This is a genomic window from Nonomuraea sp. NPDC003201, assembly GCF_053590415.1.
This window is the reverse complement of the sequence record NZ_JBSFTC010000068.1, coordinates 1-24,059: the sequence shown is the minus strand read 5'-3', so window position 1 is coordinate 24,059 and position 24,059 is coordinate 1. Positions and strand designations below refer to the sequence as shown.

The following is a 24,059-nucleotide window of genomic DNA, read 5'->3' as shown; positions in this document are numbered from 1 at the left end:
GGCTAGCGTGCCACGTCCCGGGCGGCCGTGTGCCAGCTCGTCGCCCTGCGCGCCAGAGCGCCGAAGCCGAGGAAGACGGCCAGCCCGAGCAGGGACGCCAGCGCGACCGCCGCGAACAGCTGCTCGGACTGCAGCCGGGACCGGTAGAGATCGATGAGCGTGCCGATGCCCGGCTCGCCCTGCCGGAAGAAGAAGTCCCCGACCACCGCGCCGATGACCGACAGGCCGGCGGAGACGCGCAGGCCGGTGAGGATGTGGGGCAGCGCCGCCGGCAGCTGGAGTTTCCACAGCCGGGCCGCCCACCCGGCCCGCGCCAGCGTGAACAGGTCGTGGTGGGTCTCCTCCACCGACCGCAGCCCGAACAGCGTGTTGGTCACGATCGGGAACAGCGCGATCAGCGCGCAGACCAGGACGCGGGTGAAGAACCCGAACCCGAACCAGAACCCGAACAGCGGCACCAGCGCCAGGATCGGGATCGTCTGCAGGATCACCAGGTACGGATGCAGCGACCGCTCCAGCCAGCTCGCCTGCGCCATGGCGATCGCGCACACCACGCCGATCACGGCCGCGATCGCCAGGCCCAGCAGCGCGACCTGGCCGGACAGCAGCAGGCCGGCGAACAGCTCGGCGCGGTTGACGGGGTCGAGGAGCCCTACCCGCACCACGGCGTCCGGCGGTGGCAGCAGGAACCGCCGGTCCGGGGTCAGCAGCACGTACGTGACCGCGTACCACAGGGCGATCACCAGGGCGAAGACGATCAGCGGCGGCACCCACCGCAGCCACCTCATACGGCCGTCCCCCGCAGCCAGGCCGACACCTGGCCCGCGATCCGCGCGAAGTCGGGGCTGAAGCGCAGCTCGGGCGGGCGAGGGTAGGGGAACGGCACGTCGCAGGCGCCGACGATCCGCCCCGGCCGTTCCGACAGCACGATGATCCTCGTGGCCAGGAAGACGGCCTCGCCGACGGAGTGGGTGACGAACACGGCGGCGAAGCGGCGTAAGCCGAACAGCCGCAGCAGCTCCGACTGCAGCCGCTCCCGTGTGATCTCGTCCAGCGTGCCGAACGGCTCGTCGAGCAGGAGCAGGTTGGGCTGGACGGTGAGCGCGCGGGCCAGCGACACCCTCATCCGCATCCCGCCCGACAGGGTCCGGGGACGGTGGTGCGCGAAGCCGGCCAGCCCCACCAGGTCGATCGCCTCGTCCGCGCGCCGCCGCCGCTCCGCCCTGGACAGCCCGTGCAGCTCGCCGAGCAGCTCCACGTTGGCGCGGACGGTGCGCCACGGCAGCAGGGCATGGTCCTGGAAGACGTAGCCCACGGACGTGGTGTCCCGGCGCACCGTGCCCTCGGTGGCGTCGGTCAGCCCCGCGGCCAGGCGCAGGAGAGTGCTCTTGCCGCACCCGGAAGGGCCGACCACCGCGACGAACTGGCCGGGGGAGACGGTCAGATCGACCTTCTCCAGCGCCTGTGTGCCGTCGTCGTAGCGCTTGCCCGCGCCGGAGAGGGACAGCGCGGAGAAGGACAGCGCGGAGGAGGCGGCCTCACCGAGCACCCGGCCACTAGACCACATCGGACAGGACACGGGCAACACGCCGATCGGTCAGCCGGCGCCGTAGCCGATCTTCGGGTCGACGAAGTCGTTGGTGACCACGTCGGAGGGCTGCAGACCGTCCTTCACCGGCTTGTTCTGCTTGGCGAAGATCGGCCGGGTGATGTCGATCAGCCGCTGCACGCGGGCGGTGTCGAAGTTGCCGACGGTGTCGTCGGGGCCGTTGCCGGCCAGCTTGAGGGCCTTCATCTGCTGGACCGAGAACTCCGAGCTCGGCCTGGTGTACTGGGTGGCGACCTTGTACGTCTGGTTGAGCCGCAGGGTGAGATCGATCGTGGGGCCCGGCTCGGCCAGCACGTCGACCTGCGCCTGCTGGAAGATGGGAATGAGCTTGCGCAGGCACGGCGCGAGCTTCTGCTTGTCGGCCGGGCGGATCACCAGCGGCGGGCCGTAGTTCGGATAGCCGGCGTCGTACACCAGCTGATACTTCACCGGCTTGCGCCACTGCGGCACGTCTTTTTCGTAGATGTACGGCTCGGCGTTGGCATAGCCGGCCACCGCCGCCTTGCCCCCGGCGGCCACGAAATGGGACGGCGACCCGTCGTAGGATCCGTCCACCTGGCTGCGCTTCAGCAGCCCCGCCCCCACCAGGTATTCCATGTAGGTGTTGCCGCCGAAGTAGAGCACCTTCGTGTCGGTCCGGCCGATGTCCTTGATGGTGTTGAAGGTGGGGTACGTGGCCGGGTCCCACAGGATGATCTGCGGGTGGATCTCCAGCAACGCCATGACCGCGAGGGTCGGCTGGGTGGCCGACATCTGGATGCCCTCGTCCATGCCGCCCAGCACGCCGAGGGTGATCCCGGGGTCGGTGTACATCTGCGCCGACGACTGGGTGAAGCCGATCGCCGGCCCGCCCGCCCGGAGCTCCAGCGTGACCCCGGTGTCCTTGCCCCGGACGACCAGCGGCGCGCTCACCCGCTTCCTGTCGGCGTCAATGGCGGGATCGGCGCCCAGGAGGTGATACATCCCGCCTTCGACGGTGATGTGCGGCGTCCATTGGGTCTGCACCACGATGGTGGCCGGGCAGACGCCGCGCAGGTCGGTGGGGTCGCTGGCGTTCCCCGACGCCGCCGGTTTCGGCTGGGGCGTCTGTTGCGTGCCGGTGCACGCCGCGAGCAGGAGGAACAGCCCGAGAATCGCTGTGGTCCTCGCCGTGTTACGTCCCGCATGCCGTGGCCGGCGCACGCGCATGGTGCCATCCTTCCGATGGGCGGCGATTGAATATTCGCGGCAGAAACCATGTCAAGCGCTGATCCGATATTCCTGGTCCTGCGCGCGCGGAAGACAATTCCCGGAACTTACCATGCTTTGTCGAGCGCCCGGCATTTCGGGTGAGCGCCTTTGGGCGAAAGGCCCTCTGTGGGTGATTTGTCCAGTCGTGTGAGATTCAGATTCGGGAGAAGTGCATAACCGCCTTTCAGTGCAAATGGGTATGATCACCTCACGGGTGCGTCGCCGCCGGGGACCTTATGCTCAAGCCTGGAGACCTCTGAATGACAGCAGACAACTCGACCACGGACCGGTGGCCGCCGGGGATCGACACGACCGTGGCCCACTCGGCTCGGGTCTGGAACTACTGGCTGGGCGGCAAGGACCACTACGCGGTGGACCGGGAAGTCGGCGACCGGTTGAGCCGGATAAATCCGGACATCGCCTTCACGGCCCGCGCCGACCGCGCCTTCCTCCACCGCTCCGTGCGCCATCTGGTGGCCGAGGCGGGGGTACGGCAGTTCCTGGACATCGGCACCGGGCTGCCCACGGCCGGCAACACGCACGAGATCGCCCAGAGCCTGGCTCCGGAGACGCGCGTGGTCTACGTCGACAACGACCCCGTCGTCCTCGCCCACGCCAAGGCCCTGCTCGTGGGCACGCCGGAAGGCAGGACCAACTACATCCAGGCCGACCTTCACGACCCGGACACCATCCTGAGAGCGGCCGCCGACACGCTCGACTTCACCCAGCCGATCGCGATCATGTTGCTGGGGATCGTGCACTTCATCAACGACGACGACGAGGCGTACGCGATCATCAACCGCCTGCTGGACGCCGTCCCCTCCGGCAGCCACCTGGCGCTCGTCCACATCACCGCGTTCTTCAACCCGGAGGCGAAGCGCGAGGAAGTACGCCACTGGAACGAGCACGGCACGCCCAAGCTGACCATCCGCTCGCCCGAGCAGATCGGGCGCTTCTTCGACGGCCTGGAGATCCTGCCTCCCGGCATCGTCTCCACCACGCGCTGGCGCCCCGACATCGACGACGTCCCGGAAGTGGATGGATTCTGCGGGGTCGGCAGGAAATAAGGGGGTCAGTGCCGCCTCACGATGAAAGGCTGTTCCAAGTCGGCAACGGTCTTGTCTTCGGAGTGCGGTCGGCAGCGCGCCGGCAGATCCTCGTACCGGTCGTAGGCCCCGATCGCGCCGGCGACCCAGACGTCGTCCGGCCTGATCGTCGGCACGCTGCGCAGGTGCCCTCCGGGGATGTCGGGAAGGGACGTGTCGTCGTCGTAGAGCCGGCCATCGTCCGGCGACCTGTGCGTGACCATCGGCTTGATGCCCTGGCAGCCCCCGCGAGGCCGGCTCCCGACCGCCCAGACGTGGCCGTCGTCGAGCCTCGCATGATCTTCATCGTGCGCATCATGCCGTTGAAACTTTCACGAACAGGAATCCGCGCCCCGGGCCCCGCGGCCACCCCGAAACCGCCGGTGAAAGGAGAGATCGGCCCCCTTATCAGCCGGGCGTTCGGCCAGGTTAGCGTGCGCCCGATTCCGGCCCGACGAATCCTCTAGTGGACGGCTCGACGGCCTCCAGCGCAGGGTGATGCCGACGCCACGTCAGACAGAAGGGGGCGGGAATTGTTACCCGACATCCTGCGACGCCGCACGACCAGGCTCCTGACCGTCGTTCTCACGCTGCTGGCCGCGGTCGCCGTACCGGTCGTGCCGGCCCACTCGGCCGCCCAGGTCCCGATCTTCCTGGAAGTACGCGGGGACAACAGCCGGAAGCTGGCCGGCATCTACGGCTGGATCGAGTTCAACGACAGCACGACGTACACCTACCAGTTCTACCTGTGCCGAGAGTCGAGCTACAGCGCCGCCGGCGGGTACGTCCTGATCAACGACCGCGCCACCCTCCGCGCCTCGTACAGCTTGAACTGGGGGGACACGACGATACCCGAGTGCCTGTATCCGGCCCAGCTGTACGGCACGACGGATTCCGTCGGCGGCACCGTCAGGAACGTGACGGTCGAGGTGGAGGGCGTCAACTTCAACGGCCAGAACCAGGCCACCTGGAAGAGGAAGTCGTTCACCTACGACAACCCCTTCAACTGACGATCCTCTCGCCCACCGATCCGCGCACCACGATGTGCGTGCCCAGGATGACGTGCTGCGGCTGGCCGGGGTCCAGGGCCAGCCGCACGGCGGTGCGGCCCAGCTCCTCGGTGGGAATGTGCACCGTGGTGAGCCCGGGTACGAGGTCGGCGGCGAGCGGGATGTCGTCGTAGCCGGCGACCGACACGTCCTCGGGCACGCGCAGGCCCGCCTCGCGCAGCGCGGCCAGCACGCCGGCGGCGACCATGTCGGTGCCCGCGAAGATCGCGGTGAACTCCGTCCCCGCCGCCAGCAGCCGCCTGGTCCCCTCGTAACCGGCGCCGCGGGAGAAGTCGCCGGGCAGGACGAGGCCCGGATCGCAGGGGACGCCGTAGTCCTCGTGCGCGCGGCGGAAGCCGGCCACGCGGTCGATCTTGGTGGTGTTCTGGTCGTCGGCGGTGGCGGCGCCGAGGTAGACGATCCGGCGGTGGCCGCGCGAGAGCAGGTGGCCGGTCATGGCGTACGCGCCGGCCTCGTTGTCGTACTCGACGACGGTGGTCGGCACGTCGTCGCCGAGCGGCGGGCGCCCGCACAGCACGAGCCGGGAGCCCGCCTTGTCCAGGGCGTGCGCGAAGTGCGACATCCGCGCGCGGTAGGCGTCGTCGGCCGAGCCGCCGCCGACCAGGATCACCGCGTCGGCGCGCTGCTCGCGCATGGCCTCGACGACCGCCAGCTCGCGCGCCGGGTCGCCGTGCGTGGCGCACACCAGGCACAGCCGGCCCTCCTCGGTGGCCTGCTGCTCGACGCCCTTGGCGACATAGGCGAAGGAGGGCCCGGTGACGTCGTCGAGCACGAAGGCGACCATCTTGGTGCCGGCGCCGGACAGGGCGCGGGCGTGCACGTTGAGGACGTAGTCCAGCTCGCGCATGGCCCGCAGCACGCGGGCGCGGGTGGCCTGCGCGACCGGATAGTCCCCTTTGAGGACCCGGGAGACCGTGGACGCGGAGACCCCGGCGCGGGCGGCGACGTCCCGGATGGTGGCCCGCTCCAGATCATCCACGGGCGCGGCCCTCCGCGCCGCCGCCTCCCGCGCGTCGGACCTCGGCGGCGCGGCCTCCCGCGCGGCGGCTGCCTCCCGCGCGGGCTTCGGCGGTGCTGCCTCCCGTGCGGCGGAGTCCGGCTTCGGTGGTGTCAGCTTTCGTGGCAAGGCGCACCTTTCGTCAGGCGGAGCAGCGCCGCGGAGTACGGCTCGGGCAACACGACGCTGAGCATGCCCGCCTGCCAGCCGGCCTCGGTGGCCGACGGGAAGAGCGGGGTCACCTCACAACCGGAGGGCCAGGGCAGCTCGATCGTCGCGGACGGCGCGCCCCTGCGCCACACGGCGAGGTAGGCGGTGTCCCCGCAGTCCACGGCCAGGGCGAGGCGGTCGTCCCGCCAGCCGGGCAGCCCGAGCGGCCAGCGCGGCAGGCCGTGCGCCAGCTCGCCGCGGTAGGACTTGTAGACGCCGATCGCCCCGGCGACCTCGTTCAGCCGGTCCGGGGTGAGCAGGTCGAGCCGGCCGCTGAGGTGGATGCGGCCGAGCATCGCGGTGACCATGGACCAGGCGACCCGCTCTGCGGGGTAGGCCCACATCGCGCCCTGCTCCGGCGGCACCGCGGCGGGCGCGGCGGCGGCGATGGCGGGCAGCAGCAGCTCGTCCTGCTGGTCGGTGAGCGAGGCGATGGAGTGCCTGGCCAGGGTGGCGCCGTCCAGCCGCATGCCGCCGGCCGCGCAGGACTCGATCACCAGGCCGGGGTGGCGCTCCAGCAGGCGTTCGACCCAGGCCAGGTAGGCGCGGTTGTGCTCGAGCAGCCGATCGGCCGGGCCGATGTCGATGTTGTAGTCGAACTTGAAGTAGCCGATGCCGTGCTCGCGCACCAGCCGGTCGATCACGGCGTCGAGGTGGGCGACGGCGGCCGGGTGGCTGAGGTCGAGCTGGTGGCGGCCCCACTCGGCCAGCCTGGTTCCGGCCCGCCTGAGGAACGCCTCCTCGGGCAGGGCGACCCCGCTGCGTACGCCGATGACCTCGGGCTCCAGCCACAGCCCCGGGACCATGCCGTGTCCCTTGATCGCGTCGATGACCTCGCCGATTCCCCCGGGGAAGCGCACGGTGGACGGCTCCCACGCGCCGACCGTGTCCCACCAGCCCGGCACGCCGCCGTCGCCGGGCCCGGCCAGCGAGTCGTCGTACCAGCCGGCGTCGACGCAGAAGTACTCCGCGCCGACCCGGGCGGCGGCCTCGATCAGCGGCAGCAGGCGCTCGGTCGAGGGGTCGCCCATCAGGCAGTTCATGAAGTCGTTGAACACCACCGGCAGCTCGGCGTTGTCGCGGTGCGGCCGGCGCACGGCCCGGCGGTAGGCGGTCAGGGCGGCGACGGGGTCGCCGGCCACGGTGAACGCGGCGGTCGCGGTGGTGAAGCTCTCGCCCGGCGCCAGCCGCGCCGACCAGCCGTGCTCACGCTGGGACGGCCCCGACAGCGCCAGGTAGACGTCGTCGAACCGGTCGGCCAGCTCGGCGTGCCAGGGGCCGTTGTGCTCGATCTGCCAGGCGAGCGTGCCGCCGGCGCACTCCAGCCACCCTGTCGGCAGGTGTTCGGAGGACGGCCAGGAGCCGGTGCTGGTGAGCGCGACGCGGTTCTTCGTCCCCGTCTGGCCGAAACGCGTCATGCCGACGTCGTCCAGCTCCAGCGGCCGGCCCGACCAGCGGAACTCGCCGCTCCACGGATTGCGCGCGCTCCACACCGTCAGATCCCAGGGCAGCCCGGCGAACGCGAAGCTCGACACGTGCTCCAGGACCAGCTCGTCCGTCGCGGTCACCGTCGACCAGCAGCGGACGACCTGTCCTGCCACCGGGCCGACCGCCTGGAAGACGGTCGTCACGGCGACGCCGTCGCCGCCGGAGCGGATCGTCAGCCGGTCGTCCTCGGCGCGGTGGCTCTCGTAGCGCAGCTTCAGCCCGTCCACGTGCCGCTTGCCCGACGTGCCGCTCCTGCCCCGGCCGGTCACCTCGATCTGCACCACCGGCAGCGCCGAGCGGCCGTTGCCCCGGAACGGGCCGATCGCCAGCAGCCGGGGCGCAGCGCCGGCGGTCAGGTCGAGGACGAGGTCGCGCCAGGTCACCTCCATCAGGCCACCCGGTCCAGGTCCTCGTGCGTCACCTGGTGCGCCAGCGGCAGCCCGGCGATGAGCCGTTCCAGCTCGTCCAGGGCGACGGCGCCCATCCGGGACAGCTCGTTGCCGTGCGAGCCGGCGATGTGCGGGGTGAGGAAGGCGTTGGGCAGGTCGAACAGGGGAGAGTCGGGCTGCAGCGGTTCGGGCTCGGTGACGTCGAGGACCGCCGACAGCCGCCCGGACTTCAGCTCGCTGACCAGCGCGTCGGTGTCGACCAGCGACCCGCGCGCGGTGTTGATCAGGACCGCGCCGTCCGGCATCAGCGCCAGCCGTGCCCGGTCGAGCATGTGCTCGGTCTCTGGGGTGGCGGGGGCGTGCAGGCTGACGACGTCGCTGCGGCGCAGCAGCTCCTCCAGCGACACCTGACGTACGCCGGGAACCCGGGTGTAGGGGTCGTACAGGCACAGGTCCAGGTCGTACGGCGCCAGCAGTTCGAGCACCTTGCGGCCGATGCGGGAGGCGCCCACGATGCCGACCGTGCGGCCGTTGTTGCCGATGCCGGGCTCGATCTTGGCAAGGGTGAAGGAGCGTTCGCGCCGGTAGCGCTGGTTGAGGGCGAAGACCCCCTTCCCGGCCAGCAGGATCGCGCCGACGGTGTACTCGGCCACCGGGACGGCGTTGGCCTCGGCGGCCGAGGAGACCAGCAGGCCGCGCTCCCACCAGGCGGGGCTGATCATGCCCTTCACCGAGCCGGCCGCGTGCAGGACGGCGCGCAGGCGGGGGGCGGCGGCCAGCAGCGCCTCGTCGATCGGCGGGCAGCCCCAGCCGGTGATGAGGATCTCGACGTCGGCCAGGGCCACGCGCGGGTCGTCGAACCGCTCGGCGACCACGGCGACGTCGATGTCGGCCAGCGTGTCCAGCCGCCGCAGCAAGGGCGCGGGGAAGAGCAGAGCGAGATGTTCCTCGCGCATGGCGAACAGCGCCTTCGGGCGTGGGGACACGGGGGAAGCCCTCCATTCGATAGAGACCGGTTTCTAAACTAGGAGCGCAGCCTCCTGTGGTCAACGGGCAATCCCCGATTAACTCGAAGGCGCGTCTCACCAGGATCTCCCGGCTGGCCTGCGCTGATCTGTAACGTCTCTGTAACGCAGCCTTGAACGTGCTGGGCGGTCGGACGTAGCGTTCGCAGCGACCGGTTTCTATCAACCTTGAGAGCCAGCCTGCTGCCGCCTCAGACGGGACTTCGGTGATGAGCACGCTACAGACGAGGCCAGAGCCTCAGACGAGACCGCCTTCCGGGCCGCCGGACAGGCGCCGCGTCCGACGCAAGGCGGTCCGTACGAACTGGACGATCGGGCTGCTCGCCCTGCCGGCGGTCGCCTTCTTCCTTGTCTTCAGCTACCTGCCGATGTCCGGCCTGGTGGTGGCGTTCAAGGAGTTCGACGTCGGCCTGGGGATCTTCGGCAGCCCGTGGAACGGGCTGGAGAACTTCAGCTACTTCCTGGAGTCCGGGGACGCGGCGAGGATCCTGTTCAACACCCTCTTCCTCAACATCCTGTTCCTGGTCGCGACGCTGGCCGCCGGGATGGTTCTGGCGATCATGCTGAACGAGATCCGCAGCACCTTCTTCAAGCGGGTCTCCCAGTCCGTCGTCTTCTTCCCCTACTTCGTCTCCCCGGTCGTGATCAGCATCATCCTGCAGGTGCTGCTGGCCGGGGCCTCCGGCGGAGGCGGGGCGGTCAACGACGCGCTCGGGGGCCTCGGGTTCCCCTCGGTCGACTGGTACACGGAGCCGGGACCGTGGCCGTGGATCCTCACCGTGGTGAAGATCTGGCAGCTCGGCGGCTATCTGAGCGTCATCTTCCTGGCCGCGATCACCGGCATCCCCGAGGAGGTCTACGAGGCCGGGATGATCGACGGAGCCTCGCGGGCCCAGATGGCCTGGCGCATCACCCTCCCGCTGCTGAAGCCCACCGCGGCCGTCCTGCTGGTGCTGGGGGTCGGCCGGATCTTCTACGGCGACTTCGGCACCATCTACGCGATCGTCGGGGACAACGGCACCTTGTTCGACAGCACGGACGTCATCGACACCTACGTCTTCCGCGCCCTGCGCCAGCTCGGCGACTTCGGCACCACCGCCGCGATCGGCCTGTTCCAGTCGGTGGTGGGTTTCGTCCTCGTGGTGATCGCGGTGCTGATCCAGCGCAAGTACTCGAAGGAGACCAGCATCCTATGAGCGGCAAGAAGCTGGAACCGTTCACGATCGTCAGCGTCATCGGCGTCTCCTTTGCCATGCTGGCCTGCGCGATCCCGTTCTGGATGATCATCTCGGGGTCGCTCACCAGCGAGTCCGAGCTGGCCACGACGGGCTACAGCCTGTTCCCCGCGGCCTTCGACCTCACCGCGTACAAGATGATCTTCACGGGTCCGGCGGTGCTGAACGCCTACTTCGCCAGCGTCTTCATCACGGTCGTGGGCACGGCCCTGTCCCTGGCGGTGACCTCGGGGCTGAGCTGGGTGATCGCCCGGCGGCTGCCCGGCATCAGCCGACCGCTGACCGTCTTCTCCTACCTGCCGATGCTGTTCTCCGGCGGCCTGGTGCCCCTCTACCTGCTGGTCACGCAGTACCTGAAGCTGCAGAACAGCTACTTCTCGGTGATCCTGCCGCTGCTGGTCATGCCGTTCCTGGTCTTCGTCCAGGTCAGCGCCTTCCGCCAGCTACCGGAGTCGATCTTCGAGTCGGCCAAGATCGACGGCGCGGGGGAGCTGCGCATCTTCTTCACGATCGCGATCCCGCTGTCCAAGCCGATCCTCGCCGTCGTCGGCCTCTTCTACGCCGTGCACTACTGGAACGACTGGTTCATGGCGCTGCTGTTCATCGACGACGTGCACAAGTTCCCGCTGCCCCTCGTGCTGCAGAACCTCATCTCCAACATCTCGTTCACGCAGATGCTGCCGCAGCTGGCCGAGGCGGCCACCCCCGTCTACCAGCTCCGCCTGGCTCTCACCACCGTCGCCATCGGCCCGATCCTGCTCGCCTACCCCTTCGCCCAGCGCTACTTCGTCAAGGGCATCACCCTCGGTGCCACCAAGGGCTGATCCCGCTCCCCCCACCTCAGGAGTTACCGTGTCCCACCACCTCATGTCGCGGCGCCGCCTGCTGGCCACCGGCGGCGGCCTGTCCCTGGCCGCCCTCCTCGCCGCCTGCTCGGACGACTCCCAGAAGCCGCAGGTCACCGGCGGCGCCCAGAGCGCCGGCGCGCTCGCGCTGAGCCTGCTGCTCCCCGGCGACGTCCCGGCCGGCTGGGACGCCGTCCTGGCCGAGGTCAACAAGAAGCTCCAGGCGGACCTGGGCTTCACCATCAAGCCGCAGTTCATCCCGTGGACCAGCTACGGCCAGCAGGCGCTGCTCAAGTTCACCGCGGGGGAGAAGTTCGACACCGCGCTGCAGGCGCGCTGGCTCAACATGACCCAGCTCGCGGCCGGCGGCTCGATCGTCGAGCTGAGCAGCCTGCTGTCCAGCGGCAAGTACCCCAACCTGACCGCCACGATCGACCCGAAGATCATCGAGCTGAACCGGTGGAGCGGCAAGCTGTACGGCCTGCCCCAGATCAACTCGGTCGCCCGCTTCCACCACTTCAGCATCCGCCAGGACCTGGCGGAGAAGCTCGGCATGAGCGACATCACGGACTTCGCCGGGCTGGAGAAGTTCTGGTACGACGTCAAGCAGAAGAACAAGGACATCATCCCGATCGGGGTCAGCTCCCGGATGCCCAAGCTGCTGGTGGCGTGGAACCCGGTCGGCTGGCTCAACCCCTACATGTGGGACAACCCCACCATGAGCATCGCCTCCTTCACCGGCGACTCGCTCAACTTCGTCCTGGCCGCCGACGGCAAGCAGACCGGCTCGTCCAACCCGATCCCGTGGTGGGAGGCCCCGGGCATGGTGGACGCGCTGCGCAAGATCCGCAAGTACTACCAGGACGGGCTGATCAACAAGAACGCCCTCACCCTGGACTCCAAGGCGCTGGACTCCCAGTTCAAGGCCGGCCGCGTCGCCACCGGCTGGGCCATGACCGACGGCCTGTCCTCCACGGGGCTGACCGAGCTGACCAAGAACGTGCCGGGCGCGATGATCGCGAACGTGATGCCGCTCAAGGGCGGCGAGAGCGCCAAGCCGTACCAGACGTTCCAGAGTGACAACTTCGTCGTGCTCAACGCCAAGGGCGAGAGCAACGAGAAGGCCATGCAGCTGCAGGACTGGGTGTCGATCAAGGAGAACCACGACCTGATCAACTACGGCCTCCCCGGCAAGGACTGGAACCCCGTCGGCGAGGACAAGTACGAGCAGCTGTCCACCTACACCTTCCCCGGCTTCGCCCTCGCCTGGCGGGCCAAGCTGGAGCGCCGGGTCAAGGGCATGACGGAGTCCGAGGCCAAGTGGTTCGACTGGGCGCAGGACATCGACAACTTCACCGTCGACCCCTACGCCAGCTTCGTCCCCGACCCGGAGCCGATCAAGCGGGAGAACACCCAGGTCACCGCGGCCATGACGCAGTTCGCCAACCCGCTGTTCATCGGCGCCGTCGATGTCGACCAGGGGCTGGACAAGCTGAAGAAGGCGCTGGACCGGGCCGGCCTGGCCAAGGTCCAGGCCGAGATGGCCAAGCAGGCCGACGCCTACCTGAAGGGCCAGTGACGATGGCGCTCCCCATCAGCCGGAGGACCGTGCTGGCGTCCTCCGGCGCGCTGGCCGCCGCCACGTGGTTATGGAACGGCGAGGCCGCCGCCGCCACGACGGGCCGTGAGGCCCCGCTGGACGTGGTGGTCTTCGGCGACGAGGCCTCCGAGAGCGCGCACGCGGTGACCGCCGACCGGTCGGCGGTGGTGGCCGGGGCGCTCGGCCGCTCCGCGCGCGTGCTCACCCCGCAGGAGCCCGCCGGGGTCTGGGGCGGCACGGTCTCCTTCACCGTCAAGTGCGCGCCGTGCGGCACCACGTACGTCACGATCAAGCTGTGGGGCGGTGACCGGGCCGCGAGCGAGGCCGACCAGTCCCGGCTCCAGCTCTTCTGCGCGGGCGCGCAGGTCGGCCACTACCACCTGGGCGCGGTCGATCCGCTGGACATCCTCAGCCAGGACGCCCACTCGCCGGGCCGCTTCCACTTCCACACGCTGCCGCTGCCCGAGGCGATGACGCGCGACCGCGAGCAGGTCACGCTGGAGATCCGGTCGATGGGCCGGATCTGGGGCTACGGGCAGAACGCGGCCGAGTTCTACCGCTCGATGGACAAGCCCAGCCGCCCCTTCTACCGGATCTACACCCATACCGAGCCGTACTTCGCCGGCGACGGCATCCAGGGGCCGGTGCCCGACGCGCCCGTCCGGCCCGCGCCCGGCCCCGAGGTGCTGGCCGACATCAAGGCCAGGGTGCTGCGCGAGCACCGCAACTGGCTCGACGGCAACCCCGCCTCGCTCGACTCCTGGGCCTTCCAGGGGCTGGCCGAGGGCTACTTCTGGCCCGAGAGCCCCGCCCACCGGTCCGCGGACGCGATCGACCAGGTGCTGGCCGCCATCGACGCCCGCTACACCAAGTGGCTCACCGACCCGACCGTGCTGACCGCCTCCGACCAGCAGTGGGAGGGCTTCGCCAAGGTCGGCACGGCGCTCCTGCTGCTCCGTGACGTCCTGGGCGACCGGCTGGAACGTCCGGTCGGCGGGCGGCCCGTGGGCGCGCCCAACCCGGGCTTCGAGCGCGGTGGCACGGCCCCCGCCTCCTGGAACACCGCCCGATGGGCCGGCACGGCCACCTGGCTCTGGGACGACACGGTCAAGCGCGGCGGCGCGCGTTCGGTCAAGGTCACCGCCGCCGCCGGGGCCGCCGCGGGCTGGAACACCGCCCAGAACCGCACCCTCGTCGGCCAGGGCCGGCACCGCTACGGCGTCTGGGTCAGGACCGAGGACGTCGTGGCCCCGGGCGCCTACCTCGACGTGCTCTTCTACGACGCCGCCGGGAAGATCGTCGGTACCGACAACAAGTTCTACGCCCCGGCCGGCACCCGGGACTGGACGCAGATCACCGCCGAGCTGACCACCCCGGCCACCGCGGTCGAGCTCCGGCTGGACGTCCGGGTCGAGGGCGGCGGCACCGCCTGGTTCGACGACGTCGAGGTCACGCCGCTGGACGGGGCCACCCCGCCGGTCCAGGGCGACCTCCCGGTACGGCGGGACGCGTACACCAGGATGCTGGCCGAGTCGATCTCGTACTGGCGCCAGCACATGCCGCACTACAGCAACCAGACGATGATCTGCGCGCTCGGCATCTACCGCTGCAACCGCGCCCTGATGCTGATAAATCCGGAAAAGGCGCCGCTCGCCGAGGAGAAGGCCCGCGACTACATCCACCAGTCCGTCGGCCTGAAGCCCTTCCTGGGCAGGGAGGACGCCTCCGGCACCCCCAGCAAGATCCTCGGCGAGCACTTCCACCAGGTCACGCGCAAGGGCCTGACCAGGGAGCTGGGGTACGTCGGCAACTACGGCGAGGTGACCGACTGGCTGGTCCTGCTCTACGAGGCCGTCACCCGCTTCGACGGCGTCGAGGACCCCGAGCTGAAGGCGCACCTGATCAAGATGATCAACGCGCGGGCCGTCTTCCGCTACCCCGAGGTCGACAACGACGGCTACCGCACCATGCGCATGGAGGCCGCCGTCGGCTGGCGCGACGACCACTATCCCGGCGACGTCGTCTACGCCCAGCGCCTGGCCTGGGACGGCCACCCCGCCATGGCCGCCGCCGTGCTCGGCGACCCCGCGATCACCGGGCACGCCCAGCGCATGATCGCCGACAACCAGTTCTTCGGCCACCTCGACCTGCTGCTCACCAACACCTGGCCGCGCGTGGGGCTCAACGCCCTGCGCCTCGTGCAGCGCGACTGGCCCGCGTTCCAGGCGCTTCCGGCGAGCGGCACGCGGTTCCCCATGGACTGGGACGCCCCTGCCTTCGTCTTCTCCGACGAGGAGAACGGCGTCGTCGCGATCAAGAACGGCAAGGAGATCCTCTACGTCTCCCTCTACTGGCGCGCCCGGCAGGCCGTCAACGACCTGGCCCGGGTCCATCACATCACCCCGGACACCCACCGGGTCGCCACCGTCCGGCAGCAGTGCCAGGTCACGCCCACCGGCGACACCTGGACCGAGGCCGACTGGGTCTGCTTCTCCTTCGCCATCAACGACCCCGCCGCCTCCCACATCCCGCCCGGCGGCTTCCCGCCCCCCGGTCCGCAGGTCCACCAGGCCTTCGCGGGCGAGGTGCTCAAGGTCGGGCCGCATCCCGTGGACGTCCCGGACCCCGCGCTCGGGGTGGACTTCCCGGGTGTGGAGAAGCTCTTCGTCGGGAAGGCCCAGTTCTACCGCTGCTCCTACGGCCGCTACCTCATCGGCATGAACACCTCCGAGGACCGGCCCCGCCGCCTGCACACCACCGGCCCCGGCCACGCCCGTGACCTCGTGACCGGCCGCCGCGTCCGCCTGGGAGCCCCGATCGAGGTCGCGCCCCTCAGCACCGTGGTGCTCTTCCTGGAGGACTGATGCACTCGCTCCCCGAGTCGGCGGAGGACGATCGACCGGACCGTTACCGTTGTTCACCGTGCCTCGGGCCCGCGCCGAGAAGTTGAGCTCCCTGCTGGAAAGAGTGTGGAGATCGTATGATCCGCAATCCCGTCCTGCCCGGTTTCGACCCCGACCCCTCGATCGTGCGGGTGGGCGAGGATTACTACCTGGCCACCTCGACCTTCGAGTGGTATCCGGGCGTCCGGGTGCACCACTCCCGCGACCTGGTGAACTGGCGGTCGCTGGGCGGCGTCCTGACCGGGCGCGGGCTGCTCGACCTGTCCGGCGTGCCCGACTCCGGGGGGATCTGGGCGCCCGACCTGACCTATCACGACGGGCTGTTCCACCTGGTCTATGGCGTGATGGACAACTACGCCCTCGGCTACAAGGACATCGCCAACTACCTGATCACCGCGCCCTCGATCGAGGGGCCGTGGTCCGACCCGGTCCGGCTGCCGGGCCGCGGCTTCGACGCCTCCCTCTACCACGAGGACGGCCGGAGCTGGCTGCTCAACATGGTCTTCGACTCCCGGCCGGGCCGCGGGTTCGCCGGGATCGAGCTGCAGTCGCTCGACGGCGGCAAACCCGAGCTGATCCTGCCCAACCGGAATGTCACCGAGGGCCCGCACCTCTACAAGATCGACGGCTGGTACTACCTGATGGTGGCCGAGGGCGGCACCGGCTACGAGCACGGGGTCACGGTGCTGCGCTCCCGCTCGATGTCGGGGCCGTACGAGGAGGACCCGGCGGGGCCCATGCTCACCTCGCGTCACGACCGGAGCCTGGAGCTGCAGAAGGCCGGGCACGGCTGCCTGGTGGAGACGCAGACGGGAGAGTGGTACCTGTCCCACCTGATGGCCCGGCCGTACCACAACGGCAGGTGCGTGCTCGGGCGCGAGACCGCGCTGCAGCGCGTGACCTGGGAGGACGGCTGGCCGCGCGTGGCGGGCGGCGTGCCCGCCGTCGAGGTGGCCGCGCCCGAGCTGCCCGCGCACCCGTGGCCGGCGAACGAGGGCTGGAACGGCGGCTCGCCGTCCCCCGGCGGGCTCGGGCCGGACTGGAGCACGCTGCGGCGGCCCGCCTCGCCCGACTGGCTGACCGCCGACCAGGGCGGGCTCACCGTCCAGGGCGGTCAGTCCCCGTACGGCCTGCGCACCCCGAGCCTGGTCGCCCGCCGGGTCACGGACCGGAAGTGCTCCCTGGAAACGGTCATGCGGTTCGAGCCGGACAGCGTCCACCAGTGGGCGGGCATCGTCGCCTACTACAACTCGCGCAACTGGCACTACCTGGCCGTGACCGCCGACGGCCTGGTGCTGACCACCAGCGACCAGGGGACCCGCACCGAGCGCCTGCTCGGCCCCGCGGGAGGCGCGGTCGAGCTGCGCGTGGAGTTCGACGGGCCGGTGGTGCGCTTCAACCACGGCCCGGACCTGGACGCCACGATCCTGTCGGACGAGCACGCCGACGAGTTCATCGACGGGAAGGTGCGGGCCTTCGGCTTCACCGGCGCGTTCGTGGGGTTCTGGGTGCAGGACCTGGCGGGGGAGGGCTGCTCGGCGCGCTTCGAGCAGATCGGCTACCGCACATGAGCAACACCGGTCTCTCCAGCACCTCGGGCACCCCATGAAGGTGCACGTCGAGACCTGGGGCCAGGGCGGCCCGCCGCTGCTCCTGGTGCACGGCTGGGGCGGCGACCACCGGCTGTGGCGGGCCCTGGACTTCGGGGGCCGCCGGGTCATCGCCCCCGACCTGCGCGGCCACGGCCGGTCCCCGGTCCCGGAGGCCGGGTACCGGCCCGTCGACCTGGCTCGCGACCTGGTGCCGCTGCTCGACGAGCCGGTGCTGGCCGTCGGGCACTCCATGGGCGCCCAGGTGGTCACCGCGCTGGCGGTTGAGCACCCGGAGCTGGTCAGCGGGCTGGTCGTGGTCGCGCCCGCCTACGGCGCCGACGAGGAGGAGGAACGGCTCATCCCCGGACGCCTGGCCGCCTTGCGCGCCGACGGCGTGGCCGCCGCGCTGCGGCAGCTCGGGCCGCTGCCCGCGCCGATCACCGGGCAGCTGCTGGCCACGCCAGGTCACGTGCTGGCCGAGTGCTACGCCGGGATGTACACCGTGCCGGGTGCGTTCGGGGTGCGGCGGGAATCCGAGCGATATCTGGCCAGACGGGCCTGTCCGGTGCTCGCCGTGCACAATGTGCCGGAGGCCGCGCGGTGGGAGGCGGGTCTCCCCGGTCACCCGCGATCCAGGACCGTGGTGTGGGCTGATTCCGGGCATTTCCTGCACGTGGAGCATCCGGCGACGTTCGTGGAACTGGTGGCCGGCTGGGACCACTGAGCCTCCTGGGGTTCGCGCCGTCGCCGTGATGACGGTCTCACAACTCGGGTTCGGCAAACGTGAAGACCATCACATACACTCTGACCAGCGGTTACGTGGTGGCCGTTCGTGCCGCCGCCCGGCCTCGGCGCAGCGGCCGGGCGGTCACGGGTGCGTGTGGAGCGCGCTCGCCGCCCGCGTCGGTGCCCTTTCGCAGCGGGGCTGAAGCCCAACGAGAAGATATGATCATGCGAAGTCTCGCGTACGCCATTGCCGGTCTCGCTCTGGGCGCGGCCGCCTGCGGCGTGCCCGCCAACGGCGACGCCACGGAGGGCCTCACCATCGGCCTGTCGGTCTCGACGATGAACAATCCGTACTTCGTCCAGTTCCGCGACGGGGCGGAGGCGGCCGCGCAGCGCTTCGGGGCCAAGCTGGCCGTCGCCGACGCCCAGAACAACGCCTCCCGGCAGGCGACGCAGATCCACGGCTTCACCAGCCGCAAGCTGAAAGCGGTCATCATCAACCCGGTCGACTCCAACACGCTCGCCACGGAGGTCAGAGCGGCCAACCTGGCCGGCATTCCGGTGATCGCGGCCGATCGCGCCATCAACCACGCCTCGGTGGCGCAGACCCTGACCTCGGACAACCTGGCCGGAGGCAAGCTCGGCGCGCAGGAGCTGGCCAAGCAGATCGACGGGAAGGGCGAGGTGATCGTGCTCCGCGGCACGGCCGGCACCTCCGCCTCCCGAGACCGCAGCAAGGGCTTCACCGACGGCATCGCCGCGTACCCGAAGATCAAGGTCGTGGCCGCGCAGCGGGCCGACTTCGACCGGGCCAAGGGCCTGAACGTCATGACGGGCCTCATCCGGTCCCACCCGGGCCTCGACGGGGTGTTCGCGGAGAACGACGAGATGGCGCTGGGCGCGATCCAGGCCCTGGGGCCGAAGGCGGGCCATGTCAAGGTCGTCGGCTTCGACGGCACGCCGGACGGGATCAAGGCGGTGCGGGCGGGCAGCATGGCCGCCACGGTCACCCAGCAGCCGCGGCTGATCGGCTGGCAGGCGGTGCAGGACGCCATCAAGGCGGCCAAGGGCCAGACGGTCGCCAAGATGGTGGCGGTCCCGGTCAAGCTGGCGACCAAGGAGAACGCGAACGAGTTCTGGACCTTCTGAGCCAGCGAGCGTAGTTAACGGTACCTATCAGAGTGCGCTCAGCGTAAACGCGCCCCCGGCGGGCCGGCAAGAGGGGAAAGCGCATTCCTGAATTTCCGGCCGCCAACCATGTCTTTGAGCTGGTAAAACGCTGAGCTTGAGCTGATCGCTCATGTAACGCCTGGGTAACGGGTTCTTGTCGGGCATCTCACTGCGGCCTAATCTCCGGGGAGAACGTTTTCTATCGGGAGATCCGCCATGCTCATACGGCACCGGTTAGGCGGCCCGCTCGCCGCGATCCTGCTGCTACCCTTCCTCGCCGCGCCCCCCGCGATGGCCGCCCCTCTGCCCGCCGGACACGTGGACGTGGTCACGTTCGGCGACACCGAGTCCGAGAGCGCGCACGCGCTGCAGGCGGCCTCCACCGAGGTGGTCGAAGGGGCGCTGGGAGAGCCCGCCCGCGTCGCCAAGCCGACCTCGCCGCCCACCGTCAAGGGCGGTGAGCTGCGGTTCAGGGTCGCGGTCGATCCGGTCGCGCAGAACTACTTCACGCTGAAGTTCTGGGGGAGCGACGTCTCGCCCTACAAGACGATCGCCTACGTCAACGGCGAGCAGATCGGCTACCGGCGCTCGGGCGACTACGAGGCGATCAACCTCGGATCGAGCAAGGCGCTGCCGGGCCGCTTCTACTACAACACGATCATGCTGCCGCTCGGCCACACCCGGGGCCGGCGCATCGTGGAGATGACGGTCCGGACGTACGACGCCGGGTTCGCCCAGCCCGTGACCGCCGACTCGCGCGGCTACTACCGGGCCTACACGCACACCACCGCGTACCTGGACGTCTCCGGCGAGAAGCAGGGGACGGTCACCCCGGACACCACGCCCGCTCCCGGGCCGGCCGACGCCGAGAAGCAGGCGATGGTCGACCGGTACCGGAAGAGCCAGATCGACCTGTTCAACCAGTACAGCGGGCAGCTCGACGCCTCGCCGACGGCGAAGCTGTCGATCGTCCGCTACCAGGACGACCTGCGCTTCTACGCCTCGGCGCTGCTGGAGCCGTGGACGCCGGCGAACACGCCCGAGCTGAAGAAGGCGGCGCTGGGACGGCTGTTCAAGGCGATCGACAACCACGTCAAGGACTACTACGCCGACACCCGGCTGCTGCTGCGGGGTGGCCACCAGGGCGACTGGGGCGGCTACTACGGGGCCCTGGGCGAGGCGCTGTACATCGTGGAGAACCTGATCCCCGAGGTGTACGGCACGAAGGAGTTCGAGGCGTTCCTGGACGAGCCCTTCGTCACCGGCACGCAGGACGGGCCGTCCTCGCTCAAGGGCGTGGACTGGGACGGCGGGGAGCTGTCCCGGCGCGAGGCGTACGAGCGGGTGCTGAAGGCCAACTTCGACTTCGCCCGCGCGCGCCTGTCCTACATCTACAACCAGGTGATGTACACCTACGAGGGCGCGTGGGAGGCGCACGAGGGCCTGCGGGTGATCGGGTCGCGCTTCTACGAGGGCAAGGCCAGGAGCCACCGGATCCTGCTGGAGGCGCTCGGCGTCGAGCCCTTCCTCGGCGAAGAGGTGCTGGTGGGGCCCGACGGCAAGGACCTGGACCTCTACCACTCGCTCTTCTACCACGACACCACCGCCCGCTTCACCGACGACTTCGCGCAGATCGTGGGCAAGGGCCTGGCCAGGAGCAAGCTCGGTCCCGACGGGCGCGTGGTGCGCCGCCTGCCGTACGGCGAGCACTACACCGGCATCACCAAGGCCGGCCTGACCAGGGAGAACACCTTCGTCGCCAACTACGGCGAGGCCACCAACTACCTGCCGGAGTACTTCTTTCGCACCTGGGGCCACCAGGGCGACGAGAAGCTCAACGACGAGATCCTCAAGCTGGCGCTGAAGAACCTGCACGCCCGCGGCTTCACCCGCTACACCGGCACGGACGACAACGGCAAGCGGGTGGCCCTGGCGGAGATGGCCGTCGACGAGCGCAACGCGGCCTACCCGGGCTGGCCCGCCTACGCGCTGCGCAACACCGAGGGCCGCACGATGGAGTACGTCACGCTGGACAAGCACATGGCCGAGCACGCCGAGCGCTACGCGGGCGCGGAGTGGGAGCCGTACCGGCGCCACGCGAACGAGGCGGCCGGGTTCGTCCAGCAGCAGATCGCCGACAACCAGTACTTCAACACCTTCTCCTCCGTGGAGGCGAAGCGGAAGTACGACATGTGGCTGCCCGAGACCTACGCCTACCTGCGCGCCCGTCCGGCGGCCGGGGCCGTGCTCCCGCAGACGGACTTCGCCGCGTACACGCCCGCGGAGCTCGCCGCCCTGGGCGTCGACCCGGCCCGCTACGAGCGGTTCGCGTTCGCGGACGTGGACGACATGTTCGTCTCCGTACGTGACGGCGAGACCCGGATCTTCGGCTCGCTGTTCGAACGGCAGCGCGGCGTCGCCGGGAACGGGCGGCTGCACGTCCTGGACAAGGACCACCACAACGTCGTGCAGATCGCCACGGACACGCAGTTCGCCTACCGCGACTACAACCTGCGGATGGACAACATCGACGTCGACTTCATGGAGGACCAGCAGAAGGGCGACGGCGGCCTGCCGCAGGCCCTGGCCGGTGAGATCCTGCCCGCCGCCTACCAGCCGGGCGTCGGCACCGTGCGGCGGGAGAACTACGAGTTCGACACCCCCTACTCCGGATACGCGGACTTCCTGACCGCCCGTTACGGGAACTACGTGTTCGCCTTCAACACCACCCGGGACGACTACGGCAACAAGCGCTCGTTCTCGATGGACGTGCCCGGCGACGCGGTGGACCTGGTCTCGGGCAGGCGGGTGGCCGGGGGCGCGGTGAGCGTGCCGCCCGAGACCGCGATGGTGCTGAGGCTGGACGGCGCCGTGGCCGAGCGGCCGAAGCCGCACCACGTGGACTTCGTCCAGGCCCTGCGCGACCGGGACGGCGTCACCCTCACCTGGAAGGCCGCCGCCGGCGCCGAGTCCTACACGATCAGGCGCGACGGCAAGGTGGTCGCCACCGGGGTCCGCGGCACGGCGTACGAGGCCGGCAGGCAGTCCGGCGCCTACACCGTGACCGGCGTGAACCGCCACGGCTCCGGCTGGGCCTCGCAGGCCGTCCAGCCGCCCGCCGCGCCGGTGGACCGCGTCGGCGAGGTCGCGGGCCGCGTCAAGGCGGACGGGGACCGCGTCGAGCTCACCGGGGGCGACGGCAAGGGCCTCGGCGACGGCGACGACTACTACCTGGACAAGCGCGACATCAAGGACACCCTGCTGTTCTCGAACGAGGTGCTCACCGGCAGCGGGTCGGTCAGCGCCCGGATCGAGCAGGCGCGGGGCCCGGCCAGTGGCGTGCTGCTCCGGGCCGACGCCCGCTACATCTCCTTCGGCGCGGACGCCTCGGGCCGGCTCGTCCTGCGCAATCGCACCCGCGACTCCCGGCACGACTGGCAGGACGACCGGCGCAGCCCGATCGACGCCGGCATCCAGGGGTACACCGCGGCCGAGTACCCGTTCGTCAAGCTCGTACGGGATGCCGACGCCCAGATCGTGCGGGCGTGGGCGAGCAAGGACGGCCGGTCGTGGTCGTACGTGGCGGAGCTGTTCACGCCCTTCCCCGAAGGCGTGTACGCCGGGGTCGCGGCGGCCACGGCGGCCACGTTCACCCACGTCACGGTGTCGCCCGACCGCGAGGGGACGCTGTACGCCCGGGTGGAGCGGGCCCGGGACCGGGTGACGCTGCGCTGGAGCAAGCCGGACGCCGCCACCCGGTTCACCGTCTACCGCAAGGACGGCGCGAGCTCCGCCTGGCGCCCGGTGCTGTCCAGCGCGCTGACCTTCGACTTCACCGACGAACCGCTGCGGCACGGCACCCGCTTCTACCGGATCGCGGCGATCGGCGCGGACGGCGCAGAACGGCCGGGCTCGGGCCTGCTGATGGCGACGGCCGAACCGCTCGCCACCGTGATCGCCGAGACGGAGAAGCTGCCCGCGGCCGACTACACCAAGGGCAGCCACTACGTGCTGACCCGGGCGATCGCCGAGGCGCGGGCGGGCGGCGACGAGGACGAGCTGATCGACCGGATCTACGCCGCCGTCGAGCAGCTCGTGCCGGTCGGCACGCTGCTGAAGAAGGTGACCGTCGAGCCGTCCATGGTGGAGGCGTCCACCGAACCGTGGGGAGGCGGCGGCACCAAGGCCCAGAACGGCTGGCGAGCCTTCGACGGCGACCTGGCCACCGCCACCGACACCACGACCTCGGCGGGCTGGATCGACGTGCGCCTGCCGGCGGCGGTCGCGCTGGACGCGCTCCGCTACCACCCACGCTCCACCCACGTCACGCGGCTGAACGGCGCCGTGTTCAGGGGATCCGCCGACGGCGGCGCCACCTGGACCGACCTGCACACGGTCAGCGGGGTAGACGCGGCGCAGTGGTACTCCGCCCCGCTCCCGCGGACCGCGGCCTACCCGTGGCTGCGCGTCGCCTTCCCGTCGGGCAACACCAACGTGGCGGAGATCGAGTTCCTGTCCATGAGCGACGACCGTACCCTGCTCGACCTGCTCATCGAGGAGGCCGAGGCCGTCGATCCGAGCCGCCGCACCCCCGAGCTGACCGCCGCGCTGGAGCACGCCCGCTCCGAGCTGAGCGGTCAGGAGCAGATCGACGCCGCGGCCGAGCGGCTGCGCGTCGCCCTCGCGAGCCTGTGACCCCGTACCCTCCAACCCCCTAAGGAGAGGTCATGTCCGCACGCACCCCCCATGTCACCCGTCGCGGAGCCCTCAAGACAGCGCTCAACACCGTGCTCGCCGCGGGCGCCGGGGGGGGCGCGGGCGGCGGCCCGGCGGCCCCCCCGCCGGCCCCGCCCCCCCCCCCCGGCCGGCACGCCCCGCACACCAC

Annotated in this window: 19 protein-coding genes; 12 read left to right on the top strand and 7 right to left on the bottom strand. The window is 70.4% G+C overall.

The genetic code is table 11. From position 1 onward, the window contains the following. Nucleotides 1-2 precede the first annotated feature (2 nt). Genes ACWDX9_RS24205 through ACWDX9_RS24195 form a run of 3 tightly spaced genes read right to left on the bottom strand, consistent with a single transcriptional unit; the run spans nt 3 to nt 2,797 of the window. Nucleotides 3-788, bottom strand: coding sequence for an ABC transporter permease (locus tag ACWDX9_RS24205; RefSeq protein ID WP_449957544.1), 786 nt, complete (start codon nt 786-788; stop codon nt 3-5). Next, nucleotides 785-1,549 carry an ABC transporter ATP-binding protein gene (locus ACWDX9_RS24200; RefSeq protein ID WP_449957542.1) on the bottom strand — a complete coding sequence of 255 codons (765 nt, stop codon included), beginning with the start codon at nt 1,547-1,549 and terminating at the stop codon, nt 785-787. The genes ACWDX9_RS24205 and ACWDX9_RS24200 overlap by 4 nt, the downstream gene beginning before the upstream one ends. Before the next feature lie 48 nt (nt 1,550-1,597). Beyond that, entirely contained in the window at nt 1,598-2,797 is a 1,200-nt protein-coding gene (locus ACWDX9_RS24195; RefSeq protein WP_449957541.1) for a nitrate ABC transporter substrate-binding protein, read from the bottom strand. A 302-nt stretch (nt 2,798-3,099) separates the two neighbouring features. Here ACWDX9_RS24195 and ACWDX9_RS24190 point away from each other — a divergent pair, with 302 nt between their 5' ends. Then, nucleotides 3,100-3,906 carry an SAM-dependent methyltransferase gene (locus ACWDX9_RS24190; RefSeq protein WP_449957539.1) on the top strand — a complete coding sequence of 269 codons (807 nt, stop codon included), beginning with the start codon at nt 3,100-3,102 and terminating at the stop codon, nt 3,904-3,906. Between the two features lie 5 nt (nt 3,907-3,911). Here the strand turns inward: ACWDX9_RS24190 and ACWDX9_RS24185 are convergent, their stop codons facing one another. Next, the gene (locus tag ACWDX9_RS24185) at nt 3,912-4,148 is read right to left on the bottom strand and encodes a hypothetical protein (RefSeq protein ID WP_449957537.1); all 237 of its coding nucleotides are present in this window, start codon (nt 4,146-4,148) and stop codon (nt 3,912-3,914) included. Between the two features lie 51 nt (nt 4,149-4,199). Here ACWDX9_RS24185 and ACWDX9_RS24180 point away from each other — a divergent pair, with 51 nt between their 5' ends. Together ACWDX9_RS24180 and ACWDX9_RS24175 are read left to right on the top strand one after the other, a co-directional pair. Next, on the top strand, nt 4,200-4,391 hold the full coding sequence (locus ACWDX9_RS24180) for a hypothetical protein (protein ID WP_449957535.1): 192 nt from the start codon (nt 4,200-4,202) through the stop codon (nt 4,389-4,391). 66 nt (nt 4,392-4,457) lie between these two features. Further along, entirely contained in the window at nt 4,458-4,934 is a 477-nt protein-coding gene (locus tag ACWDX9_RS24175; RefSeq protein WP_364248914.1) for a hypothetical protein, read from the top strand. Here ACWDX9_RS24175 and ACWDX9_RS24170 read toward each other — a convergent pair. The 3 genes from ACWDX9_RS24170 to ACWDX9_RS24160 are packed head-to-tail and all read right to left on the bottom strand — an operon-like array spanning nt 4,927 to nt 9,064. Next, nucleotides 4,927-6,120, bottom strand: coding sequence for a LacI family DNA-binding transcriptional regulator (locus ACWDX9_RS24170; RefSeq protein ID WP_449957533.1), 1,194 nt, complete (start codon nt 6,118-6,120; stop codon nt 4,927-4,929). The two genes, ACWDX9_RS24175 and ACWDX9_RS24170, sit on opposite strands and share 8 nt — an antisense overlap. Continuing rightward, nucleotides 6,105-8,078, bottom strand: a complete 1,974-nt coding sequence (locus tag ACWDX9_RS24165; RefSeq protein WP_449957531.1) for a glycoside hydrolase family 36 protein — start codon at nt 8,076-8,078, stop codon at nt 6,105-6,107. The genes ACWDX9_RS24170 and ACWDX9_RS24165 overlap by 16 nt, the downstream gene beginning before the upstream one ends. After that, nucleotides 8,078-9,064: a hydroxyacid dehydrogenase gene (locus ACWDX9_RS24160; protein WP_449957529.1), complete on the bottom strand. Its 987-nt coding sequence runs from the start codon at nt 9,062-9,064 to the stop codon at nt 8,078-8,080. Before ACWDX9_RS24160 ends, ACWDX9_RS24165 begins: the two co-directional genes overlap by 1 nt. A gap of 248 nt (nt 9,065-9,312) precedes the next feature. On the opposite strand from ACWDX9_RS24160, the gene ACWDX9_RS24155 reads away from it, so the two are divergent. The 9 genes from ACWDX9_RS24155 to ACWDX9_RS24115 all read left to right on the top strand — a co-directional run. Beyond that, nucleotides 9,313-10,299 (top strand): ABC transporter permease, encoded by a 987-nt coding sequence (locus tag ACWDX9_RS24155; RefSeq protein WP_449957527.1) that lies wholly within the window; start codon nt 9,313-9,315, stop codon nt 10,297-10,299. Beyond that, nucleotides 10,296-11,162, top strand: coding sequence for a carbohydrate ABC transporter permease (locus tag ACWDX9_RS24150; protein ID WP_350738162.1), 867 nt, complete (start codon nt 10,296-10,298; stop codon nt 11,160-11,162). Before ACWDX9_RS24155 ends, ACWDX9_RS24150 begins: the two co-directional genes overlap by 4 nt. Nucleotides 11,163-11,190: 28 nt before the next feature. Then, nucleotides 11,191-12,762 carry a DUF3502 domain-containing protein gene (locus ACWDX9_RS24145; RefSeq protein WP_449957525.1) on the top strand — a complete coding sequence of 524 codons (1,572 nt, stop codon included), beginning with the start codon at nt 11,191-11,193 and terminating at the stop codon, nt 12,760-12,762. A gap of 2 nt (nt 12,763-12,764) precedes the next feature. After that, on the top strand, nt 12,765-15,647 hold the full coding sequence (locus ACWDX9_RS24140; RefSeq protein WP_449957523.1) for a hypothetical protein: 2,883 nt from the start codon (nt 12,765-12,767) through the stop codon (nt 15,645-15,647). Between the two features lie 116 nt (nt 15,648-15,763). Beyond that, nucleotides 15,764-17,257, top strand: a complete 1,494-nt coding sequence (locus ACWDX9_RS24135; protein WP_449957521.1) for a glycoside hydrolase family 43 protein — start codon at nt 15,764-15,766, stop codon at nt 17,255-17,257. A gap of 40 nt (nt 17,258-17,297) precedes the next feature. Beyond that, nucleotides 17,298-18,002, top strand: a complete 705-nt coding sequence (locus tag ACWDX9_RS24130; protein WP_449957519.1) for an alpha/beta fold hydrolase — start codon at nt 17,298-17,300, stop codon at nt 18,000-18,002. A gap of 227 nt (nt 18,003-18,229) precedes the next feature. After that, nucleotides 18,230-19,153, top strand: a complete 924-nt coding sequence (locus tag ACWDX9_RS24125) for a substrate-binding domain-containing protein (RefSeq protein ID WP_449957517.1) — start codon at nt 18,230-18,232, stop codon at nt 19,151-19,153. A gap of 237 nt (nt 19,154-19,390) precedes the next feature. Beyond that, nucleotides 19,391-23,869 (top strand): hypothetical protein, encoded by a 4,479-nt coding sequence (locus ACWDX9_RS24120; RefSeq protein ID WP_449957515.1) that lies wholly within the window; start codon nt 19,391-19,393, stop codon nt 23,867-23,869. Between the two features lie 32 nt (nt 23,870-23,901). Further along, a partial coding sequence (locus ACWDX9_RS24115; RefSeq protein WP_449957577.1) for a twin-arginine translocation signal domain-containing protein occupies nt 23,902-24,059 on the top strand: 158 nt, incomplete at its 3' end.